The 13,530-nt window shown below is 63.5% G+C and carries 12 protein-coding genes and 1 riboswitch; of the genes, 7 read left to right on the forward strand and 5 right to left on the reverse strand.

Annotated features, from left to right (window positions below):
• The first annotated feature begins 64 nt into the window (after window positions 1-64).
• A complete protein-coding gene (locus VGO04_RS24780) occupies window positions 65-634 on the forward strand; it encodes a CarD family transcriptional regulator (RefSeq protein WP_034802893.1) in 570 nt (189 codons plus the stop codon).
• A gap of 411 nt (window positions 635-1,045) precedes the next feature.
• A complete protein-coding gene (locus tag VGO04_RS24785; protein WP_327498619.1) occupies window positions 1,046-1,912 on the forward strand; it encodes an RNA polymerase factor sigma-32 in 867 nt (288 codons plus the stop codon).
• Between the two features lie 321 nt (window positions 1,913-2,233).
• Here the strand turns inward: VGO04_RS24785 and VGO04_RS24790 are convergent, their stop codons facing one another.
• The 4 genes from VGO04_RS24790 to thiB form a co-directional block, all read right to left on the reverse strand.
• Entirely contained in the window at window positions 2,234-3,745 is a 1,512-nt protein-coding gene (locus VGO04_RS24790) for a M48 family metalloprotease (protein ID WP_327498620.1), read from the reverse strand.
• 300 nt (window positions 3,746-4,045) lie between these two features.
• A complete protein-coding gene (gene thiQ / locus VGO04_RS24795) occupies window positions 4,046-4,765 on the reverse strand; it encodes a thiamine ABC transporter ATP-binding protein (RefSeq protein ID WP_327498621.1) in 720 nt (239 codons plus the stop codon).
• Complete coding sequence (thiP, locus tag VGO04_RS24800; protein WP_327498622.1) at window positions 4,762-6,390, reverse strand: thiamine/thiamine pyrophosphate ABC transporter permease ThiP; 1,629 nt, start codon at window positions 6,388-6,390, stop codon at window positions 4,762-4,764. The genes thiQ and thiP overlap by 4 nt, the downstream gene beginning before the upstream one ends.
• 7 nt (window positions 6,391-6,397) lie before the next feature.
• Entirely contained in the window at window positions 6,398-7,423 is a 1,026-nt protein-coding gene (thiB, locus tag VGO04_RS24805) for a thiamine ABC transporter substrate binding subunit (RefSeq protein WP_327498623.1), read from the reverse strand.
• Between the two features lie 49 nt (window positions 7,424-7,472).
• Window positions 7,473-7,591: riboswitch (TPP riboswitch) on the reverse strand.
• A gap of 144 nt (window positions 7,592-7,735) precedes the next feature.
• On the opposite strand from thiB, the gene VGO04_RS24810 reads away from it, so the two are divergent.
• The 5 genes from VGO04_RS24810 to VGO04_RS24830 all read left to right on the forward strand — a co-directional run bounded on the left by VGO04_RS24810 (window position 7,736) and on the right by VGO04_RS24830 (window position 12,694).
• Complete coding sequence (locus tag VGO04_RS24810; protein WP_327498624.1) at window positions 7,736-8,221, forward strand: GNAT family N-acetyltransferase; 486 nt, start codon at window positions 7,736-7,738, stop codon at window positions 8,219-8,221.
• Between the two features lie 84 nt (window positions 8,222-8,305).
• Window positions 8,306-8,956 carry a thiamine diphosphokinase gene (locus VGO04_RS24815; RefSeq protein WP_327498625.1) on the forward strand — a complete coding sequence of 217 codons (651 nt, stop codon included), beginning with the start codon at window positions 8,306-8,308 and terminating at the stop codon, window positions 8,954-8,956.
• 3 nt (window positions 8,957-8,959) lie between these two features.
• Window positions 8,960-10,789, forward strand: coding sequence for an ABC-F family ATP-binding cassette domain-containing protein (locus VGO04_RS24820; protein ID WP_327498626.1), 1,830 nt, complete (start codon window positions 8,960-8,962; stop codon window positions 10,787-10,789).
• A 178-nt stretch (window positions 10,790-10,967) separates the two neighbouring features.
• Window positions 10,968-11,459, forward strand: a complete 492-nt coding sequence (locus VGO04_RS24825; protein ID WP_327498627.1) for a MarR family transcriptional regulator — start codon at window positions 10,968-10,970, stop codon at window positions 11,457-11,459.
• Window positions 11,456-12,694, forward strand: coding sequence for a multidrug effflux MFS transporter (locus VGO04_RS24830; protein ID WP_327498628.1), 1,239 nt, complete (start codon window positions 11,456-11,458; stop codon window positions 12,692-12,694). Before VGO04_RS24825 ends, VGO04_RS24830 begins: the two co-directional genes overlap by 4 nt.
• Window positions 12,695-12,758: 64 nt before the next feature.
• On the opposite strand, the gene VGO04_RS24835 is transcribed toward VGO04_RS24830, so the two are convergent.
• On the reverse strand, window positions 12,759-13,530 hold a 772-nt coding region (locus VGO04_RS24835; protein ID WP_327498629.1), incomplete at its 5' end, for an argininosuccinate synthase.

The raw sequence follows: 13,530 nt of genomic DNA on the forward strand, positions 1-13,530 counted from the left end.
CCGGGCCTCACTGACCCGGCCCCGGCCATAATGGCCGGCGCGAAACAGGGAGTTTTTGAAACGAATGACGACCCAGCAGAAAAAATCTTCGACACGCCAGGGCTTCAAGACCGGTGAATCGATCGTCTATCCGGCCCACGGTGTTGGCCAGATCGTGGCGATCGAAGAGCAGGAAGTCGCCGGCATGAAGCTTGAGCTTTTTGTCATCGATTTCGAGAAGGACAAGATGCGTCTCAAAGTGCCGGTGGCCAAGGCCGTCAGCATTGGCATGCGCAAGCTTTCTGAAACCGATTTTGTCGATCGCGCGTTGAAGGTTGTGCAGGGCAAGGCTCGCGTGAAGCGCACCATGTGGTCGCGCCGCGCGCAGGAATACGATGCCAAGATCAATTCCGGCGACCTCATTTCCATCGCAGAAGTCGTACGCGACCTCTATCGCGCAGAAAACCAGCCGGAACAGTCCTATTCCGAACGCCAGCTCTATGAAGCTGCCCTCGACCGCATGGCGCGCGAGATCGCTGCCGTGAACAAGATGTCGGAAACCGAAGCTGTGCGCCTCGTCGAGGCCAATCTCAGCAAGGGGCCGAAGCGCGGCAAGGCGATCGACGAAGACGACGCCCAGGACGAAGCTGCATAAGCTTGCCAACAGCAGTGACACTGCCAAAAAGCCCGGCCATCGCGCCGGGCTTTTTCTTTGATCGGATGGAACTTTTGGGGTCGGCGCGCATTAACATTAGCCGGCAGGAACGCGCCACTTGCGCGCCGGGCGATCTGGTTCTGTGATGCGTCACCGTTCAGGTTCGTGACTAGGAAGGTAGGGCGCCGCGTCGTTTCTTCAAGTTTCGGCGTCGCGGCGCGAGAGGGGATGGGGAAAGGCGCGATTTTCCACCCGTATCCCGCTCTCACTTTTGGAGACGATCACGTTTGTGGCCCGGTTGGATCCGAACCGGATTACCGTGATCGAGACGCCCCTGCTGCCGGACGCCCATCCGCCCGGCCTTTTGGACTTCGCACGCAATGGCGCCCGGCGCCAGTCACGGAGTGATCGATGAAGACTCTCACTGCAGACCGGCGGATGATCAAGATCGCAATGGAGGCGCCCTATCTCGAGCGCGACGAGGAGCACGCCCTGGCCCAAGCCTGGCGGAACGACCACGACCAGGAAGCGCGCAACAAGATCGCCATGTCGCATATGCGCCTGGTCATCTCGATGGCGGCGAAGTTCCGCAACTTCGGCCTGCCGATGGGCGACCTCGTGCAGGAGGGCCATATCGGCCTTCTGGAGGCGGCGGCACGCTTCGAGCCGAGCCGCGAGGTTCGGTTCTCGACCTACGCGACCTGGTGGATCCGAGCGTCGATGCAGGACTATGTTCTGCGCAACTGGTCGATCGTTCGCGGCGGCACCAGTTCGGCACAAAAGGCCCTGTTCTTCAACTTGCGGCGCCTGCGCGCCCGTCTTGCCCAAGGCGACAGACAGCTTACATCGCAGGCTATGCATGAGGAAATCGCCGCAGCGCTCGGCGTCAGCATCGCCGACGTGCAGACGATGGACGCGCGGCTTTCCGGTAGCGACACGTCGCTACAGGCGCCGGTGGGCGGCGGCGATTCCGACGGTGGCGAACGGCTGGATTTTCTCGCTTCCGACGCACCTTTGCCCGACGAGCAGGTCAGCGAGATGATCGACGGTGAACGCGCCCGCATCTGGCTGCGCGATGCCTTGGGCGCGCTGACGGAGCGGGAGATGCGCATCATCCGCGCCCGGCGGCTGTCGGAGGAAGGTGCGACGCTCGAGGAGCTTGGCCTTGATCTCGGGATTTCCAAGGAGCGGGTGCGCCAGATCGAGACCCGGGCCCTGGAGAAGCTGAGGGCGGCACTTGCAACCCGGGCGCCAGCACTGACGAGCGGAATTCATTGACTGCCTGCCGGGTTATCGGTGTCGCAAACCCCAACCGCTTTGCTGCGCAGTGACGTCAAAGGAGTTGGAGAAGGTTTCCTCATAGCGGCCGGCTAAGGTCGTGCAGACGGCTCTGCCGAACTTCTACGTCTGACAAGAGGCGCGGGGCCTGACGTGCGCTTTCGCCGTTCTCGGACGCAGGACGCCGCCCACCACTCTCCGAAAGCGTACTCGTTCCATGCGGCGTTGCGCGCTCAGCCATGGGATGGGGCATGGCCGCATTTTCTCTCTATCGCATGCTCTTCAAACTGCATGCTCGTCAGAATGGGCACAGTGCGCGGCCTATTCGGAAACGATCTTCACCTTGTCGCCAGGCTTCACCGTGGAGCTGACCTGCATCGCGTTGATCACCCGGAAGAGGTCGAGCTTGCGGTCCGTTCCCATCATGCGGGCAGACAGCGTTGTGATGGTGTCGCCCGGCCTTACCGTCACCACACGAATACGCAGCGGCTTCAGCGACTGGGCCTCTGAAGGCGTCATCCGCCGGAACGAGTTGCGCAACTGGTTTGCGGTCGGTTCGAGCGCATTGGACCCCTTGGGCACCGCCGTCAGGAAACGGTAGATGCGGGTGTCGATGCGGATGACGGTGACGTCGAAATCCCAGCGATCCGCCGATGCGCGCGCGGTCGCGGCTTCCAAGCCGTTGATGTTGATGGGTCTTATCGTATCGGGCTTCAGTCCGGTGACCCAGCCGCTGGCGATATAATCCGTCAGGCTGCGTCCACCGGTATCGGCCACGCCGTCGAAGCGAACGGCAATGTCGCCGGCGCCAGTTGCGAGAACGGCCTCGGCCTTGTTGTCGATCTGGAAGCCGGCCGGCACGTCGAAGCGGATGCCGAGCTGGCCGTGCAGGAAGGTCTGGCCGCGGACATAACCTTCCTGAGGGCTGTCGCCATAAAGAAGGCCGTCAATGCCGGCGAGGTAGTAATCACGGCCGCGGTCACCGCTCGATCCTTCGGGGCCAAAGGCACGCGCATGCCGGCGCGCCAGGTCGACGCGCTGGGGCGCGTTCGGATGGCTCGACAGGAAGTCCAGGCTCTGGTCGGATTCCGGGTCGACCGCGGTGAAGCGGCTATAGGCGGCCATGGAGTCCAGAAAGCGCGCGGCCGCGTAAGGGTCGTAACCGGCTTCGCCGAGCATGCGCACGCCGATGACGTCCGCCTGGAGTTCCTGGTTGCGCGAGAAGGCCGCAAGCCTCAGCTTGCCGCGCGCAAGCGCCTGCTTGCCGGCAAGATCCGATGACAGCACCTCGGAGACCACACGGCTGGCGATGACCTCGGCTTCTTCGCGCTGCTGCCGCTCGATGCCATGGTTGGCGGTCACGTGCGCCATCTCGTGCGACAGCACGGCGGCGACTTCCGATGCATCGTTGGCGAGCGCCAGCAGGCCGCGGGTGACGTAGAGATAGCCGCCCGGTAGGGCGAAGGCGTTGATCGCGGGCGAATTCAGGATGGTGATGCGATAGGACTGCTGCGGGTTTTCCGAAACCGCCGTCAGCGCGCCGGTGATGCGCGCGACCAGCCGCTCGGTCTTGGCGTCCTTGTACTCGCCGCCGTAGCTCGCGACGATGCGCGGATGTTCGCGCGCGCCCATTTGCGCTCGCGGATCGTTCTTCTGGACTTCCTCGACGATCTGCGGATTGGACGACGGCGATACCGTCGGCTCGTAGGTCTGTTCGATGACCGATTGGCATGCGGAAAGAAGGGTGGTGGCGAATAATGCAACCACAAGGCGCGCACGCAGCCGTCCGCGCTTCGGCGGGAACCGGTCGTGTGTGACTGTATGCCTTACCATGCCTCAGCCCGTTTCCCGTCCGCCGCTCCGCCCAAATTCTGTTGGGCGAGGGAACGACAGCGTTGAAAGTCCTACTTTTTCAGCCCGGCAGCGTTGCTCCACCGCGACTGTTCAAGCCCTGGTCTTGCTGTATCTGATTTCAGCGCCACCTGCCTAGTTTGTCTCGGTAGAAATAGTTGCCCCGTGGTATCACGGCAACGGATGCGCGAATATTCGCTCACTTGCCGGATATTTCGCGCGTCGCATGGCGTCGCGGTCAAATTGTGGCAATCGGCCGAGGGCGAAGAGAATCCGGCCCCATCACGACACATTGCCAAGAAAGCGGTCGATCGCCGCATTGTCTCGCCGCTCCAGGAAGCGGGCGAGGGAGTCATGCGCAATGATACGCCCCTGGTCCAGAAAAAGCACGCTGTCGGCCAATGCTTTCACGTCATCGGGATGGTGTGTGATCATCAGGATGGTGTTGCCCTCTTCCTCATGCAACTCGCGAAGCAGCGTGCGCATGCCCGCACGCATGCCGGGGTCGAGGGCCGCAAAGGGCTCGTCGAGCAACAGCAGGGGACGATGCCGCACCAGCGCCCGGGCGAGTGCCACCCGCTGGCGTTCGCCGCCTGAAAGCGTGGGTGGCAGGCGTCGTGCAAAGCCCGTGAGACCGACGCGGCGCAGCGCGTCTTCGATCGTTATGCGATCGCCCGCGCTCAGGCGAAGGGCCGGGTCGATCCCGAGTCCGACATTGGTCGCGACATCGAGATGGGCGAAGAGATTGTTGTCTTGGAAGATCATCGAAACCGGGCGCTCCGAAGGCGCCAGTCTGTCGACATTCTTGCCGAGGATACGGATCTCGCCACCGTCGGGTTCCTCGAAGCCGGCAACCAGGTGAAGCAGCGTCGACTTGCCCGAACCGGAAGCGCCGGCGACGGCGACGATGCCGCCCGCGGCAACGGCGCACTCGAAATGCAGCGTCGTCGTGTCGTAGCGAACCTCGACGTTGCTAAGCTCTATGGCGAGCGGATCGTTCATGCTTTGCGTCTTTCCGGCTGGCGGTGGTGATCTGCCGTGCCGAGGATAGTGAAAATCAGGCAGAGAAGCCCCAGGAAGAGGGCGAGACCGGCCGCATCTGCGGTCCGGTAGCTGCCCATGCGGCTATAGAGCAACCAGGGCAGGGTCACCATGTCCTGCGAGCCGAAGAGCGCGACGGCGCCCAGATCGCCAAGCGACAGAGCCATGGCGAAGGAGAGGGCCATCAGCAAGGGTTTGCGAAGGGCAGGAAGGTCGATCCATCGCAGGCGATGAAACCCGCGGATGCCGAGACTTGCCGTCAGTCGCTCGGAGCGCGCCGCATGCGTGGCCATGGCCGGTGCCAGAATGCGATGGACGAAGGGAAGCGCCATCAATGCATTGATCACCACGACGATAACGGGCGCAAAGCGCGCGACGTCGCCCAGGGGACGGAGCAGCAGGAACCAGCCGGCACCGAGCACGACAGGCGGGACGAGCAAGATCAGCGACGCGCTGGCGCCAATGGCGCCGGCAAAGCCGCGGGCGAGCGGCCCGGAACGCCGAGGTGCAACGACCGTTGTCGCCGCACGGATCATAATGGCAGCCATCGTGACCGAGGCAAGCGCCGAGGCGAGCGCGATTGCCGCGCTGGTCAGCAGTGCCTTGTGCACGTTCGGGTCGCGCGCGAGCTTCAAAAGGTCGGCGTCGAGACCGGAAACCACGACGGCAACCAGCGGCGCGGCGAGGAACGTCAGCGCCACGGCGATCCAGGCACCGTCTGTTAGGCGCGAGTTCCAGGACCCGCCGTCGAAACGGCGGACGGTACGGCCGCCGGTCATGCCCTCTTCCGGCTCGGTTGCCAAATGGCGAAGCACGAGCAACAGCAGGCCGGTCATGGCGATCTGTAGACCGGACAGCGCGATGGCGCGCGGCGGATCGAATTCGAAGCGCAGCGCCTGATAGATCGCGACCTCGATGGTGCTTGCCGCGGGCCCGCCGCCAAGCGTCAGCACGAGCGTGAAGCTGGTGGCGCAGAGCATGAAGACGAGGCCGGCGGCGCCGGGCAATAGCCCGCGAAGCACGGGCCATTCGACGAAGCGAAAAAGCGCACGAGGTGGCATGCCGAGATTGGCGGCCGAGCGCCAGTATTCGCCGGGAATGCGCTCAAGCCCGGCAAGAAACAGGCGCGCGGCAAGCGGCATATTGAAGAAGACATGGGCGAGCAGGATGCCGAACAGGCCGTAAATGCTGACCGGTTGCTCGAGGCCGAGCCAGCGCAGGCCCGAATTGAGAAAACCTTGGCGCCCCCAGATCTCGATCAATCCGAGTGCGCCGACAAGAACGGGCAGGCCAAGCGGCAGTGCCATCAGCCGCACCAGCCAGATCCGGCCGAAAAACTGAGGTCGGCGCGCGAGCGCCCGCGCAACGGGAATGGCGAACAACACCGACAATAGCGTCGAGAGGCTGGCCTGCAAAAGCGTGAAGCGGGTGACGCGCCAGATATAGGCGTCGAACAGGGTGCCGCCGTCCGCGCCGCCCGTCTGCGCCAACAGGGCCGCGACGGCGAGGCCGACGAACGAAAGAAAGGCGCCGAGGCAAAGAGCCCCGGCGACAATGGTCATACGGTTTTCGCGACGTGCGAACAATCCGGCCTCAGTTCTTGCTCATCGCAGCCAGCCATTCGTCGATCCAGGCCTTGCGGTTCTTCGCGACCTCGTCCGACGGCAGCAGGAAGGTGTTTTCCGGTTTGACCAGCTTGTTGAAGGCGTCGGGCAGAGGTTCCTTGGTGGCGCCGACCGGCATCATCCAGTTGGTGGTCGGGATGATCGACTGGAACTCCGGACCGGTCATGAAGGCGAGGAACTGCTTGGCGAGATCCGGCTCCTTGGCATTCTTCGTCATGCCGGCCACTTCGATCTGGATGTAGTGCCCCTCGGAAAAGGCGGCCGCCTGGTAACGCTCGGTGTTTTCCGCGACCATGTGGTAGGCGGGAGAGGTGGTGTAGGAAAGCACCATCGGCGCTTCGCCCTTGGTGAAGAGGCCGTAGGCTTCCGACCAGCCGGGGGTGACGGTGAGGACACGATCCTTGAGCTTGGCCCAGGCCGCACCCGCCTCATCGCCATAGACGGCCTTGACCCAGAGCAAGAGCCCGAGACCCGGCGTCGAGGTGCGCGGATCCTCGATGACGATCTTCTGCGAGGGGTCACCTTCGACCAGTTCCTTGAGGCTCTTCGGTGGCGCCTTCAGTGTCTCGGTGTCGTAGACGACGGCGAAATGACCGTAATCGTAGGGCAAGAAGGTGTCGTCGGCGAAGTCGCCTGGCACCGTCACGCCGGTTGCTTCGATGCCATGCGGCGCGAAAAAGCCGGTGGCCTTGGCTTCAGCGACGAGATTGGTGTCGAGGCCGAGTACGATGTCGGCCTTCGAAGCCTCGCCTTCGAGCTTCAGGCGCGTCAGAAGCTCGACGCCGTCGGCGACGCCGACATAGTTGACCTTGCATGCGCAGGTCTTCTCGAAAGCTTCGGCGACCTTGGCGCCGGGACCCCACTCGGTGATGAAGCTTTCATAGGTATAGACGGTAAGCGTCTTGTCGGCCGCAGTGGCGGCGCCAGCCACGACAAGGCCGGCAACGGTCGCCAGCGCCAGCCGGCTGAACAGTTTCAGTGAAAAGTTGGACATGCGAAGCACCTCTCCCAAAGTTCGTTGTTGCACGGGAAAAGGGCGTATCGGTGCGATCGCGTCTAATCCCTCCGCCGGTATGAGCCGGATCAGGTTCCGCGGGTTGGCGTTTTGACGCCTCTCAGCCTTCGGCCGCCATGCGGTCGGGAGGCACCCCGTTAGAGCGGCAAGAGATTTACCGCCACACAGGTTTGATGGCAAGTCGAGATTGTATCACTGCAGCCCGCGCGCAGGCTTTGCTGTCCCTGCGTTTCCATGGACTATCAGGTGCGCTATGACACTGCTCCAAGAGAGTTGCGGGGAGGAAACGCCGTGCCGGATATGCTCGTTCGACTTTATGCCCTGCCGACGGAGCCCCAGTCGCGGCTCGGCGCGGGCATCAGCATTCGCCGCGCCATGGCGCCGGAGCGCCGTCTGGTGGTCGCCTGGATCGAAAAGACCTTTGGCGCCGGCTGGGCAGGTGAGGCGGAAGCCGCCTTCTCCTCGACCCCGACACGCATGCACATCGCCGTGCATGATGAGAAGATCGTCGGTTTTGCCTGTCACGACGTGACGGCACTCGGCTTTTTCGGCCCGACCGGCGTCGACGAAAGCATGCGCGGGCAGGGCATCGGTGAGGCGCTGCTGCTTGCGAGCCTCGCCGCGATGCGCGACGCCGGCTACGGCTATGCGGTGATCGGTGGGGTTGGGCCGGCGAAGTTCTACGAGCGGGTAGCGGGCGCGATCGAGATTCCGGATTCGACCCCCGGGATCTATGCCGGCATGCTGTTTCCCGATCAGGTGCCGGAAGGGCACTGATCGTTTGGGCTAAATGCTGCGATCGGGGCGGTTGACGGTTTTCTTCGTTTTCCTTCCGCGATCCTTTGCGCTATGGGCTTTGCCATGGCTCGATCGACCTTCACCATATTGCTTGGCGGCGCCCTCTCGGCAACCGACCGGCTGACAGAGCAGCTCCGCAACAGCCGCTTCGTTGCCGCTGACGGCGGCATGCGGCACGCGCGACTGCTTGGCGTGACGCCGGATGTCTGGGTCGGGGATTTCGACTCGACCGAAGAGGCCCTGCTTGCCGAATTCTCCGCCGTGCCGCGCGAGCCCTATCCGGCGGCAAAGGCGGCGACGGACGGCGAAATCGCTGTAGAGGCCGCATTGTCGCGCGGTGCCGACCGCCTGATCTTTGCAGGTGCACTTGGTGGCACCCGCAGCGACCATGCCTTTCTGCACCTGTTGCAGGCCGTCGCGCTTGCCGAACGTGGGCTTCCGGTGCTGATGACCTCTGGCGAGGAAGAGGCCTATCCGCTGCTTGCCGGCGCGTTTGATCTCGACCTGCCGAAGGGCTGCCTCTTTTCCGTGCTGGGATTGACCGAGCTTAATGGTCTTTCGATCGCCAACGCGCGCTATCCACTTGACGATTTCACCTTGCCGTTCGGCTCGTCCCGAACCGTTTCCAACGTTGCGGAGGGTCCCCTTCGCTTCACTCTCAAGAGCGGCCGCGCCATCGTGCTCGCCCGCCCCTATGACCTTTCCGGAGCCTGAGCCTTGGCGCCTCCCATTCTGAAACTCGACGATATCTTCCTCACCTTCGGCGGTACGCCGTTGCTTGCCGGCGCCAATTTTCAAGTGGAGCCGGGCGATCGCATCTGTCTGGTTGGCCGCAACGGCTCGGGCAAGTCGACGCTGATGAAGATCGCCGCGGGGCTTGCCGAGGCGCAGACGGGAGAGGTTTTCCGCCATCCGTCGGCGACCATCCGCTATTTGCACCAGGCGCCGGATTTCGACGGCTATGACACGGTCCAGGCCTATGCCGAGGCGGGCCTTGGTCCCAGTGACGACCCCTATCGTGTTGCCTACTTGCTGCAGCATCTGGGTCTGACGGGAGAAGAGGATCCGAAGCGCCTTTCGGGCGGCGAGGCGCGCCGGGCGGCTCTCGCCCGCGTCATGGCGCCGGAGCCGGACATTCTCCTGCTCGACGAGCCGACCAACCATCTCGACCTGCCAACGATCGAATGGCTGGAAGACGAGCTGATCCGCAGCCGTTCGGCACTGGTGCTGATCTCACACGACCGGCGCTTTCTGGAGAAGGTCTCGACCGCGACCGTGTGGCTCGATCGCGGCCAGTCGCGCCGGCTCGACCGCGGCTTTGCCCATTTTGAGGCCTGGCGCGACGAGGTGCTGGAGGCCGAAGAGCTGGAGCAGCACAAGCTCGGGAAGGCGATCGAACGCGAGGAGCACTGGCTGCGCTACGGCGTGACGGCGCGACGCAAGCGCAACATGCGTCGCCTCGGCGAGCTGCAAACCATGCGGGCGAACTATCGCGGCCACAAGGGGCCGCAGGGCACCGTGCAGGCGACGGCGGCCGACGCCAAGGAGTCCGGCAAGCTGGTGATCGAGGCGGAAAAGATCAGCAAGGCCTATGGCGATCGCACCATCGTCGCACCCTTCTCGATCCGCGTGCACCGTGGCGACCGGATCGGCCTCGTCGGCCCGAACGGCGCCGGCAAGACGACGCTTTTGAAGATGCTGACGGGACAGATCGAGCCGGATACCGGCACGGTCAAGCTTGGCACCAATCTCGAAATGGCGACGCTCGACCAGAAGCGCGAAGACCTCAACTTGGACGACACGCTGGCGCATTACCTGACCGACGGGCGCGGCGACAATTTGCTCGTCAACGGCGAGCAGCGCCACGTCACCGGCTACATGAAGGATTTCCTGTTCCAGCCGGAGCAGGCGCGAACCCCGATCCGTGAACTCTCGGGTGGTGAACGCGCCCGGTTGATGCTGGCGCGCATCCTGGCCAGGGCGACCAACCTTCTGATCCTCGACGAGCCGACCAACGACCTCGACATCGAGACGCTGGACCTGTTGCAGGAGATCGTCGCCGGTTTTGCCGGGACAGTGATCCTCGTCAGCCACGACCGTGACTTCCTCGACCGCACCGTCACCTCGACCATCGCGCCGGCAAACCCCGAGGAGCCGGACGGCCGCTGGATCGAGTATGCCGGCGGTTATTCCGACATGATGGCGCAGCGCAAGGGCGCGATCGAGGAGAAGCGCAGGGCCGAGAAGGCGGAGAAGGCCAGGGCAAGCGAAACGGCTGCACCCGCTGCCGAGGTGCCGAAGGTTGCCAAGGGCAAGCTGTCCTACAAACAGAAATTCGCGCTTGAAAACCTGCCGAAGGAGATCGCCAAGGCGGAAGCCGAGGCCGCCAAGCGCGAAGAAAAGATGGCCGATCCCAATCTCTTCACAAAAGATCCGAATGCCTTCGCGAAGCTCGCCCAGGAACTGGAGAAACTGCGTGCGGATCTCGCCCGCATGGAAGAGGAATGGCTGGAACTCGAGATGCTGCGCGAGGAACTCGAAGGCTAAAGGCCAGACGAAAGCGCCCGGGTTTCGCCGGGCGCGCACGGATCGTCATAATACTTTGAATCTGCGTATGTATTGACACGCCGATCTGCCGGGATCGCAGGAAGTGCGCGGCCGCACGTTGAACGCTCTCGGGAGATATGATAAGAAAAACTTATTATATCAAAAGTGAACGATCCAGATGCCCTTCAAGCTCGAATCCGAAACCATCGGCATGCTCTTGACCGACGTCTCGCGCCTTCTGCGCGGGGCTTTCGACCGCAAGGTCAATGCCATGGACTTGGGCATTACGCCTGGCGAAGCCCGTACGCTGATCCAGGTGGGCCTGACCGAGGGCATCAAGCAGGCCGAGATTGCCACGCGCATGGGCATCGAGCCGATGACGCTTTCGGCCTATCTCGACCGGCTGGAGGCCATGGGCCTTGTCGCGCGCGTGCCAGACCCGGCGGATCGCCGCGCCAAGAACGTCGTCTTGACCGACAAGGCAGAGCCCTTGCTCACCGTGCTGATGGCGGGCCTAAGAGAAATGATGGGCGCCTATACCGCAGGTCTCGACGAAGCGACGCGCGAAGTCCTCTGCGGCAACCTGCGCATCCTGCGCGACAACCTGCGTGAACTCGACCCATGCCTTGCCGGCAAGAATACGGGTGGCACGAGCGGGGATGCTCGATGACTCGCCGCATGAGCGAGCGGCGCACGAGCATTATCGGCGCCTTTCTGGTGGCCCTTGGGCCTGTTTCCATGGCGCTCTATACGCCGGCGATGCCGGAATTGGTGCGTGCCTTCTCCTCGAGCGAGGCGGCGATCAAGATGACGCTGTCGCTCTATTTCGCCGGTTTCGCCTTCGCCCAGCTCGTGTCCGGAACGCTCTCTGACGTCATCGGCCGTCGCCGCGCCACGCTGATCTTCATGGCGATCTATCTTGTCGGCAGCCTGATGGCCGCCTTTGCGCCCTCGGTGGCGGTGCTTTTGGCCGGGCGCCTGGTGCAGGGCATCGGCGCCTCCGTCGGCATGACGGTGGCGCGCGCGATCGTGCGCGACCAGTTTACAGGCACCGAAGCGGCGCGGATCATGAACATGATCGGCATGATGCTGGCGCTCGGACCTGCCGTGTCGCCGACGCTCGGCGGTCTGGCGCTCGGCCTCTTCGGCTGGCAGTCGATCTTCTTCCTGATGGTCGGTTTCGCCGCGATGGCCTGCCTTACCGTGCAGTTCTTCATGGCCGAGACATCGACGCCAGACCCGGCCAAGGGCCACCTGAAGCCGATCCTTGCTGCCTATCGCCGATTGGTCAGCGACAGCCGCTTCATTTCCTCGACGCTGGTCATCGGCGGGGCCGTCGGCGCGCTCTACGCCTGGGCGACAATGCTGCCCTTCGTTCTGATCAACGAAGTCGGCCTGACGCCGACCGAGTTCGGTGTCGGCATGCTGATGCAATCGGGCCTGTTCTTTTCTGGCACCGTCGTAGTGCGGCTTCTGATGCGTCGCTTCACGCCGCAGGCGCTGGTGCCGGCGGGGCTCGTCTTCATCGGTGCGGCCAGCTTGGCGCTTGCCTACACCATGCACATACTGTCGCCGAGCTTCCTCTCGGTCATGTTGCCGATCGGCGTCTACGCTTTCGGCATCGCTTTCGTCATGCCCTACATGATGACGGCGGCGATGGCGCCCTTTCCGGATATCGCAGGCACGGCTTCGGCTGTCATGGGCTTCGTCCAGATGGGTTCAGGCCTGCTCGGCGGTGCGATTGCTGCCGCGGTCGGTGCACCGGTGCTGGCGCTTGGCACCATCATCCCGAGTTTCGGCCTCGTCTGTATCCTCAGCTATGTCTGGTATCGCCGGACGGTTCGGCACCAACCGCTGGCAGCACCGGCCGAACAGCAGGCCTCATTGCCCGGGGCCGCAGAATAGCGGCAACAAAAAAGCCCCCGCGAATGGGTCGCGGAGGCTTTTCTAACTTCAGTAGAGGTCGGTCTTAGCGGTTGCGCGCGGCCAGCGTGCGCAGGCGCAGCGCGTTGAGCTTGATGAAGCCGGCGGCATCCTTCTGGTCGTAGGCGCCCTGATCGTCCTCGAAGGTGACGAGCTTGTCGGAGTAGAGCGACTTGTCGCTTTCGCGGCCGATGGTCATGACGTTGCCCTTGTAGAGCTTCAACGTCACTTCGCCTTCCACATGCTCCTGGCTCTTGTCGATTGCCGCCTGCAGCATTTCGCGCTCCGGCGAGAACCAGAAGCCGTAATAGATCAGCTCAGCATAACGCGGCATCAGCTCGTCCTTGAGGTGTGCGGCACCCCGGTCAAGCGTGATCGATTCGATCGCTCGATGAGCGGCAAGCAGGATCGTGCCGCCGGGTGTCTCGTAGACGCCGCGCGACTTCATGCCGACGAAGCGGTTCTCGACGAGGTCGAGGCGGCCGATGCCGTTGTCGCGGCCATAATCGTTGAGCTTGGCAAGCAGCGAAGCCGGCGACAGGCGCACGCCGTTGATCGAGACGGCGTCGCCGCGCTCGAAGCCGATCTTGATGACGGTTGCCTGGTCCGGGGCGGCTTCCGGCGAGATCGTGCGCATGTGCACGTACTCAGGTGCTTCCTGGGCCGGATCTTCGAGGACCTTGCCCTCGGACGAGGAGTGCAGCAGGTTGGCGTCGACGGAGAACGGCGCTTCGCCCTTCTTGTCCTTGGCAACCGGGATCTGGTGCTTCTCGGCGAATTCGAGCAGGTCGGTGCGGCTCTTGAACGACCAGTCGCGC

Origin of the sequence: Ensifer sp. (assembly GCF_035999185.1) — a bacterium.
Lineage (GTDB): Bacteria > Pseudomonadota > Alphaproteobacteria > Rhizobiales > Rhizobiaceae > Ensifer.

Excerpts from the sequence above, each read along its gene's own strand:
- VGO04_RS24780 (WP_034802893.1), top strand. The coding sequence starts at position 65 with ATGACGACCCAGCAGAAAAAATCTTCGACACGCCAGGGCTTCAAGACC.
- VGO04_RS24785 (WP_327498619.1), top strand. The coding sequence starts at position 1,046 with ATGAAGACTCTCACTGCAGACCGGCGGATGATCAAGATCGCAATGGAG.
- VGO04_RS24790 (WP_327498620.1), bottom strand. The coding sequence starts at position 3,745 with ATGGTAAGGCATACAGTCACACACGACCGGTTCCCGCCGAAGCGCGGA.
- thiQ (WP_327498621.1), bottom strand. The coding sequence starts at position 4,765 with ATGAACGATCCGCTCGCCATAGAGCTTAGCAACGTCGAGGTTCGCTAC.
- thiB (WP_327498623.1), bottom strand. The coding sequence starts at position 7,423 with ATGTCCAACTTTTCACTGAAACTGTTCAGCCGGCTGGCGCTGGCGACC.
- VGO04_RS24815 (WP_327498625.1), top strand. The coding sequence starts at position 8,306 with ATGGCTCGATCGACCTTCACCATATTGCTTGGCGGCGCCCTCTCGGCA.
- VGO04_RS24825 (WP_327498627.1), top strand. The coding sequence starts at position 10,968 with ATGCCCTTCAAGCTCGAATCCGAAACCATCGGCATGCTCTTGACCGAC.
- VGO04_RS24830 (WP_327498628.1), top strand. The coding sequence starts at position 11,456 with ATGACTCGCCGCATGAGCGAGCGGCGCACGAGCATTATCGGCGCCTTT.